We start from the raw sequence: 8,597 nt of genomic DNA, 5'->3' as shown, positions 1-8,597 counted from the left end.
GCCGCTACGCTCTGCCCCGGGCTATGTGCTCGTTGCCTTTTCAAGGCGCATCCATCCTATATCCGAGTGATTATGTAGTTTGATTCTGTTGACTAACTTATTTTCTCATATTTCCTCATAAATAAAAACTTAAATCTTTATCTTGCCATTGTATGAATCTTGGAATTTATCCGTATCTTTCCTCTATAAAAAGACTTTTTATATTCTGTCGGTGTAGAAATCTCACGATTTATATGTAAATTTGCATGGCGAAAACAGAATTTATCAGCAAACAATATAATGGTCGGATTTCCTAAAATTACTGTCATAACCGTATGTATGAATGCGGCGGATGCCCTTGAAAGAACGTTGAAGAATATATCGCAGCAGGACTACTCCAATATGGAGGTGATAGTTGTTGACGGTGCATCAACGGACAGTACGCCGGATGTAATGCGAGAAATGTCCGGTTTGATATCCAGAAGTGTGTCGGAGAAAGACAAAGGGATATATGATGCGATGAATAAAGGTGTCGGAATGGCAACCGGAGACTATTGTATTTTCATGAATGCCGGTGACGAATTTGCTGATACGGATACGCTGTCGCGTGTTTTCGGGCGCGACCGCTGTGCCGATGTCATTTACGGTGATGTCGTCAAGAAGGGCAGTGACGACAACCGCTATGTCAAGCATGCGGAGAATCCGCACAATGCCCACAGGATGTTTTTCTGTCATCAGAGTTCGTTTGTCAGAAGAGAGTGCTTGCGTGAGTTTCCTTTTGATATCAGATATACGATGTCGGCCGACTTCAAACTGTTCAAGCTGCTATGGAAGTGCGGAAAGAAATTCTGCAAACTTGATTTTCCGATAGCCTTGTTTGATACGGGAGGGGTGTCAAATACACATCGTGGAGACGGAATATCTCAGAACATAATGATTATAAAGGAGTTGGACGGCTTTCTCGACAGGCTCCGCCTTCTGCCACGGCTTTATTTTGTGCTTTTCATACTGCGGTTGAAATCGTGCATGAAATGACGTCCGAATCATTTACCCAATATTTGTACCGGTTATATGAAATTGCGATTTAAGTATCTTGTCAGTCTGTATGTACTGACAGTGTTTGTTTTTATAATACAGAAGATATTGTTCATGTTTGCCACGGCTCCCGGCGGCTGTGGCGCATACGGCTGTGCCGATTTTATGCATGTGGTGTGGCATGGCCTCCAGCTCGACATACCAATGACGGGCTATCTGGTGATAGTGCCGTTGCTGGCGGTCATTGCTTCGTGCTGGACTCCGTCCGGTATGATGCTGCGCCGGTGGATGGTGCCTTATTATGCGGTGGTGGCAGTGATGACAGGTCTGGTTTTTGTAAGCGACATGTCGCTCTACCCTTTTTGGAAATTCAAACTTGATGCCACGATATTCTATTATATGGACTCACCGGCAGATGCCATGGCCAGTGTTTCGGCGGGTTACATAGCGTTGCGTGTGGTGATGACGGCTGTGTATGCCGTTGTACTGTTTGTGGGCATGAGATGTGTCACGCCGGTTGTGTTGCATCCGTTGCCCGGCGTCAGGGAACGCATTGTAAGTACGGTTGCGCTCGTAGTTCTTGCCGTTCCGCTGGGCATATCCATACGTGGCGGTTTGGGAGAGTCCACAGCCAATATAGGCAAAGTATACTTCAGCGAAGACGAATATCTGAACCATTCGGCCGTCAATCCGTGTTTCAGTCTGCTTTACTCGTTTGGCAAGGCCGAAAACTATGGTGACGAGTTCAATTACTTTGCCGAGCGGCAGCGTGCCGCGCTCTTTGAAGGGCTGTATCCGGCAACACCTTCCGACACAGTGTCGTTGCTCAACACGACACGCCCCAACATCGTGATAATACTTATGGAGAGTTTTGGCGGTCAGGTGGTCGGGGCCACAGGCGGGCGTCCCGACATAACGCCCCACTACAACCGGCTGGCCCGCGAGGGAGTGCTGTTCGACCGTTGCTATTCCAACAGTTTCCGTACAGACCGCGGCATGGTGTCGGCACTGAGCGGCTATCCGGCTTTTCCTACCTTGTCCGTGATGAAACTGCCCGTAAAGAGCCGCACACTGCCTTGCATAGCCGGCAGCCTCAATGCCGAAGGATACAAGAGTACATTCCTTTATGGCGGTGACATCAACTTCACCAATATGCAGAGTTACCTGCGTACGGGCGGTTATGGCACGATAATAAGCGACGTTGACTTTTCTTCCGGTGACAGGAAAGACAATCCTTGGGGAGCGAACGATGACGTGACGTTCGGCCGGTTGTATGATATCATGGCGTCACAGAAGCGCGAGCCGTGGCATATAGGCTTCCTTACGTTAAGCAGCCACGAACCGTTCGAGGTGCCTTACAGCCGTCTGGACGAGCAGATACCCAATGCTTTTGCCTTTACCGACGAATGTCTGGGACGCTTTGTCGAGCGTGTCAGAAAGACAGACCTGTGGCATAATCTGCTCATCGTCTGCATTCCCGACCACGGATTCCAGTATCCTGCCGATATTACCCACGAACAGCATCATCACAACACTATGCTTTGGTTGGGTGGTGCCGTGCGGAATGCACGCCGCATAACCACGCTGATGAACCAGAGCGACATGGCCGCGACATTGCTCGGACAGCTTCGCATCGACCACGGTGAATACACTTTCAGCCGCGATGTGCTGAGCAGGGAATACACTTATCCGTTTGCTTTCTTCACGTTCAAGGAAGGAATAGGTTTCGCCGACAGCACCGGACACACCGTTTACGATATTATCGGAAACCGTGTTTTGGAAAACTATGATGCTGTAGATGGTAAGGATACGGCGCCCGGGCGTACGGATAAGGCCAAAACTGTATTGCAGAGTTTATACGACGATCTTGGTAGGAGGTAGCTTCTTTTATTTCCTCCCCAACGGCGGTGAGCTTGTTGTCCGTCATGCGCATCATATACGACTGTATGATGGCTTTGACCTCACGTACCATCTGCTGTTCTTCTTCAATGCCTTGTCCGGCGAGGTTTTCTTTCAGCAGCAGGTCGGTACGGAAGCGGTATAGCCCCTTGGCCTGCCTGCCGTCAAATTGCAGCAGATAGTTTCCTTTGGCATACTGATAGATTCCGTTCAGGTAGTTCACGGCCCATGTCTCTTCGGCCGGTGTATTGAACAAGTCGCATCCGAAGGCCACGTAAGGCCGGTCGTAGCCAAGATAATTGAGCACTGTGGGCATTATGTCTATCTGCTGCGCTATGGCGTCGCGCATGCCCGGCTGTATGTCTCCGCTCGGGTCGAAGAATATTATCGGCGAGCAGAATCCGCCCAACGATGTCTGATAATAGTCGTGATCGCTCAGGTTGGTGTGGTCTGACGTTATCACAAACAGTGTGTTGCCATACCACGGCTGGCGCCTGGCCGTGTCGAAAAAACGGCGCAACGCATTGTCGGTATAGCGTATGCACTTGTGGATGACGATGCCTTCTTCGGGATATATATCCTTGTATTTTTCGGGAATGACGTAGGGATGGTGTGACGATGCCGTGAAGACAGCCGATATGAACGGCTGTCTGAACTCGCTCATTTTCGTGGCATAGAACTGCATGAACGGCTCGTCCCATATAGCCCATGTACCGTCGAAGTCGGCGTCTCCGCCGAACCGTTTGTCCGCATTGTATTCCGTGCGGCCGAAATAGCTGTCAAATCCCGTAGTACGTGCGAATGCCTGAAATCCCATCGAGCCGTTTTCGGCTCCGTGGAAGAAAGCCGAATAATATCCTTTGTGCTTCAGTTCGCCTGCCAGTCCGCTCACATCGTTCATGGATGACGGTGTGAGAAAGAACGGTTCTACAAACATCGGGATGCTTGACAGGATGGATGGCATGCCGTCTATGCTCTTGCGCCCGTTGCAGTATGAGTACAGCCATGTGGCGCTATGCTGCATCAGCGAGTCGGTAAACGGTGTATAGCCCTTGTACGACCCGCCGTCGAGCCATCTGTTATAGCCTCCGATATATTCCCGTCCGAAACTTTCAACAATAATCACGACAACGTTCTTGCGTCTTGTCACTATGCTGTCTTGCGGCAGATGCAGGGGCGTGTATATTCTGTCAAGTTCGTCCTGTGCGAAATATTGCGGTACGGTGAATATCGGTTTGTCTATGGTACGTATCAGTGAAAACGGAGTATTGAGTACAAGGGCGGCCATCATCGGTGTGTCTGCATACTGGTTGGCGTTGCTGATGGTGATGGGACGTACGGCCGTTGTGGCTCCACCGCGCATTCCGATAATGCAAACCGGTACGAAAACGAGCAGACACAAAGTCTGTACGGCGTAGTAGCGCATCCACGACCCGACTGTGCCGCCGTACGGATGGCTCCCGGCTCTGCGCATGTCGAACGGAGAGCGGTAGAGCCTGTACATGCCGTATATGAGTGCAATGCCGAGCAGCAGCAGATACCAATGTCTGAACATCTCGCCGGCAAAGATTCCGGTCAGATTGTTTTCGGACGCGAATTCCGAGAATACGGTGATGGTGGTACGGCGTCCGGTATATTGGAAGTATACGGCGTCGCTCAGGTTTATGACCACACAAAGGCCGTTTACGGTCACGAATACCCACTTTGCAATCTTTTGCCAAATCGCGGTCTCCTTGTAATGCAGCGGAACAAGCATGAGCAGGATATAGAGCGAGTTGGTGTAAAGAATGGCTGACGTATCGAAAACAAGCCCTCCACATATAGTCTCGGCAAGTGAATGTATGGTGAGCGAGTTGGCGAACGTATTCCAGTTTTCAAGAAGATAAGCAAGTCTGCATATTGCGTATGCAAGGTATACCACAACGAGGTTTACCAACATACAGAGCGGTGAGGATAATATATTTCTACGCATAGTTGTTGATTGTCGGCAGATTCCGATATTATTGTGCGCACAAAATTAAGAATAAAATGTGAAGAGCCAAAGGTTTTTGTGGAAAAGTTGTAACGGCTTCTTGACTTTAAAACATGTGAAGCAGGGGAGGAGGCCGGCGTTTTTTTTGGCCGTAATAGGCTGTCGTCTCGTTTTTTTTAGATAGTTTTGCCGGTGAATTGATTTTATGACAAAGATGAAAATAGGATTCGATGCAAAGCGGGCTGCCCAAAACCGTACCGGATTGGGAAACTACAGCCGTCTTGTGTTGCGCATACTGTCGCAGCAAGAACCGGCTAACGAGTATCATATGTATATTCCCAAGGCCGGTCGCATGCCTTTTGTCGCCGAGATACCTACGCTGCCGCAACTGCATATGCATTTTCCGCCGGCGGGTTTGTGGCACCGTATGTCGTCGCTTTGGCGTGTATGGGGCATTACTGCCGATATAGTACGTGACGGGATTGATGTGTTTCATGGTCTGAGCAACGAGCTGCCTCTGAACATACGGCACTCCGGATGCAAGAGCGTAGTGACCATACACGACCTTATCTTCCTGCGCTATCCGCAGTATTACAAGCGGATAGACCGCGCAATATACAACTACAAATTCCGCAGGGCCTGCGAAAATGCCGACCGTGTGATAGCGGTAAGCGAGTTTACAAAGCAGGATATAATGAAATACTACGGCACTCCCGAGGAGAAAATCGACGTGGTATATCAGGGCTGCGACCCGGTTTTTTCACAGGAGATACCACGCGGCAGGCTTGATGAGGTAAAGGCCCGTTACGGATTGCCCGACAGATTTGTGCTTTACGTGGGCAGCATTGAAGAGCGTAAGAACCTGATGCTTGTGGCCGAGGCTCTCAATGTGATGAAGAAACGGTGCGATCCGGGATGCGAGGACATTCATGTGGTGGCTGTGGGAAAACATACGTCTTATGCCGATCGGATAGCGGATTATCTGAAGACGAACGGACTCGGCGGTTCGTTCAGTTTTCATCACAAAGTGCCTTTTGCCGATTTGCCGGCTTTTTACCGCCTTGCCACGGTTTTTGTATATCCCTCGCGTATCGAGGGATTCGGCATCCCTATGCTTGAGGCGGTCAGTAGCGGCTTGCCGGCCATAGGGTGTACGGGGTCGTGCCTGGAGGAAGCCGGCGGCCCCGGCTCAATATATGTATCTCCGGACGATCCGTGCCGGATGGCCGAGGCTGTTCAGCGTGTGTGGACGGATGTGGCATTGCGCCGGCGTATGATAGACGAGGGACGGCTTTACGCTCTCAATTTTACGGATGAGAAGCTATGTGAGGACCTTGTCGCAGTCTACAGGAAATTGTAGTTTGATGGCTTTGACAGAATACGGATAACCGCACAAAGATTTCTATTTTATAATCAAACGAAATCTTTGTGCGGTTATCCGTATTCTGTCAAAGCCTCATTTCATTGTTGGTAGCTGAATCCCACTGTTCCGCGTACATCCTCTGCCGATGCGCAGACATATGCCTTGAACTTGCCCGGTTCGGCTTTCCAGTCGTGGGATGTCTCGTCCCAGAACTTCAGGTCCTGCTCGGTTATACGCATCGTTACGGTTTTCGTCTCACCCGGACGCAGCGATACTTTGGCAAAGCTCTTGAGTTCTTTTTTCGGACGGTCTATTGATGATTTTTCGTCACCGATGTACAGTTGGACAATCTCCTTGCCTTCACGGCTGCCAGTGTTCGTGACGTCCACGGTTACCTGCCATGTGTTGCCGTCGGCGGTGATTGTGGGTTTGCCGTACTTGAACGTGGTGTAGGAAAGACCGAACCCGAACGGAAAGAGCGTTTTCACTCCGCGGGTGTCGAAATGGCGGTAGCCCACATAAATGCCTTCATCGTATCGCACTTCCTTGCCGTTGCCGGGATATCCGTCTTTACCATAGTGGAAACAGGGATAGTCGTTCTGGTTGCGGGCAAACGTCACGGGAAGTTTTCCGCTCGGGCATATTTTTCCGCTCAGTACGTCGGTCAGTGCCGTGCCCGATTCGGAACCGAGGTACCAGCAGTGTACGAGTGCCTGTATGCGGTCCAGCCACGGCATGGCGTATGGGTTGCCGCCGAATGTAACGACGATGGTGTTCTTCTGTATGGCGGCCAGTTCGGCTATGAGTTCGTTCTGACCGAACGACAGGTCGTAGCTTTCGCGATCACCGTTCTCACAGTCCTGTTTGTGGTTCTTGTTGAGTCCGCCGACGAAGATTATGAGGTCGGCCGTGCTGGCCTTTTCCAGTGCTTCGGCTTTCAGGCGTGCAAGTGTCTCGGGCTTGACCTTGTCCACATGGTCGTAGAGCGGACGGCCGGAGTCGTAGCCTTTGGCATAGTCAATCTTCTCACCGTATAGAGAGCGCAGAGCCTCAAGTGGAGATATGTCGCGCAGGGTTTTCAGTTCGCTTGAGCCTCCGCCCTCTGTAAGGCTCCGCGTGGCGTTTTCGCCCACCACGAGTATACGGCCGTAGCGTGAGGCGTCTATCGGAAGTATGTCCTTCTGATTGCGCAGCAGCACTATTCCCTCTTCGGCAATACGGCGGCAGGCGTCGTAATGTGCCTCTGAGCATTGGTTGCCTATGGCCTTGTCCGGATTCATTGAGGTGCGGAACATAGTGCGTAGCACACGGGCCACTTTGTCGTCAAGCACGGACATCGGTATTTTGCCCTCGTTGATGAGCCGCTCGAAGGGACGGGCCAGGTAATAGTCGTCGTAGGTATATTCAGACTCTTTCAGTTTTCCGTCGGTGTATGAGCCCATCTCTATATCCATGCCGCCTGTGGCCGCCTGCCACGTGTCGGTCACGCCGCTCCAGTCGCTTACCACGGCCCCGTCAAATCCCCACTCGCGTTTGAGTATGCCGTTGAGCAGGGAATCGTTCTGACAACAATGTACGCCTTGCCAAAGGTTGTAGCTGCCCATGATGGTCCATACATTTGCCTCTTTGACAGCGCGCTCGAAAGCGGGCAGATAAATCTCGCGCAGGGCCCGTTCGCTCACTTTCACGTCGACGGCGAAGCGGTCGATTTCCTGATTGTTCAGTGCGAAGTGTTTCAGGCAGCATGCAACACCGTTCTGTTGTGCGCTCCTGATGTATGGCACTACCATACGGCCGGCCAGATAGGGGTCCTCGCCCATGTATTCGAAAGCACGGCCGTTCAGCGGTGTGCGGGCTATGTTGACGCCCGGACCGAGCATGATGTCTTTGTTGCGGAATGCAAATTCTTCACTCACGGCATTGCCGTATAGGGCGGACAGGTCGGGGTTCCATGTTGCGGCCAGGCAGGTGAGCGACGGGAATGCCACCACTGAATCGTTGGTCCATGCGGCCGGCTTCCATGTGTTCCACTCCAGTTCTTCACGCACACCGTGCGGACCGTCGTCCATGTTGAGCTGGCGTATGCCGAGACGCGGAATGCCTGCCGAGGTGAATTTGCTCTGTGCGTGAATCACTTGTATCTTCTCGTGTGTTGTCATGCGGCCGAGCGCGTCCTTTATGCGCTCTTCAATGGGTGCGCGGGAGTCGAGATACAGCGGTTTCTTTGTCTGTGCATCCGTAATTGTTGTGCTTGCGGCGAGGATGATTGCCGATAAGATTGTTTTCTTCATTGTTATGTGGATTTAGGCCCCCCTGTAGTCCCCCAAAGGGGGACGCCGGGAGCAAACG

4 protein-coding genes and 1 pseudogene are annotated in these 8,597 nt (G+C 51.4%); 3 read left to right on the top strand and 2 right to left on the bottom strand.

Annotation, left to right across the window (positions count from 1 at the left end):
* The first annotated feature begins 279 nt into the window (after positions 1–279).
* The gene (locus tag HPS55_RS06455) at positions 280–1,014 is read left to right on the top strand and encodes a glycosyltransferase family 2 protein (protein WP_172174536.1); all 735 of its coding nucleotides are present in this window, start codon (positions 280–282) and stop codon (positions 1,012–1,014) included.
* Positions 1,015–1,050: 36 nt separating this feature from the next.
* Positions 1,051–2,631: pseudogene (locus HPS55_RS14295) on the top strand (LTA synthase family protein); the annotation flags it as partial.
* A gap of 142 nt (positions 2,632–2,773) precedes the next feature.
* Here the strand turns inward: HPS55_RS14295 and HPS55_RS06450 are convergent.
* On the bottom strand, positions 2,774–4,885 hold the full coding sequence (locus HPS55_RS06450) for an LTA synthase family protein (protein WP_172324763.1): 2,112 nt from the start codon (positions 4,883–4,885) through the stop codon (positions 2,774–2,776).
* Positions 4,886–5,099: 214 nt separating this feature from the next.
* Between HPS55_RS06450 and HPS55_RS06445 the strand changes: the two genes are divergently transcribed.
* Entirely contained in the window at positions 5,100–6,245 is a 1,146-nt protein-coding gene (locus HPS55_RS06445; RefSeq protein ID WP_172174541.1) for a glycosyltransferase family 4 protein, read from the top strand.
* Between the two features lie 101 nt (positions 6,246–6,346).
* On the opposite strand, the gene HPS55_RS06440 is transcribed toward HPS55_RS06445, so the two are convergent.
* Positions 6,347–8,539, bottom strand: a complete 2,193-nt coding sequence (locus tag HPS55_RS06440; protein WP_172174544.1) for a beta-glucosidase family protein — start codon at positions 8,537–8,539, stop codon at positions 6,347–6,349.
* Positions 8,540–8,597: the final 58 nt, after the last annotated feature.

Source organism: Xylanibacter rodentium, assembly GCF_013166575.1.
GTDB lineage: Bacteria > Bacteroidota > Bacteroidia > Bacteroidales > Bacteroidaceae > Prevotella > Prevotella rodentium.
The sequence above is the reverse complement of the archived record's forward strand: the minus strand, read 5'-3'. Positions and strand labels throughout refer to the sequence as shown.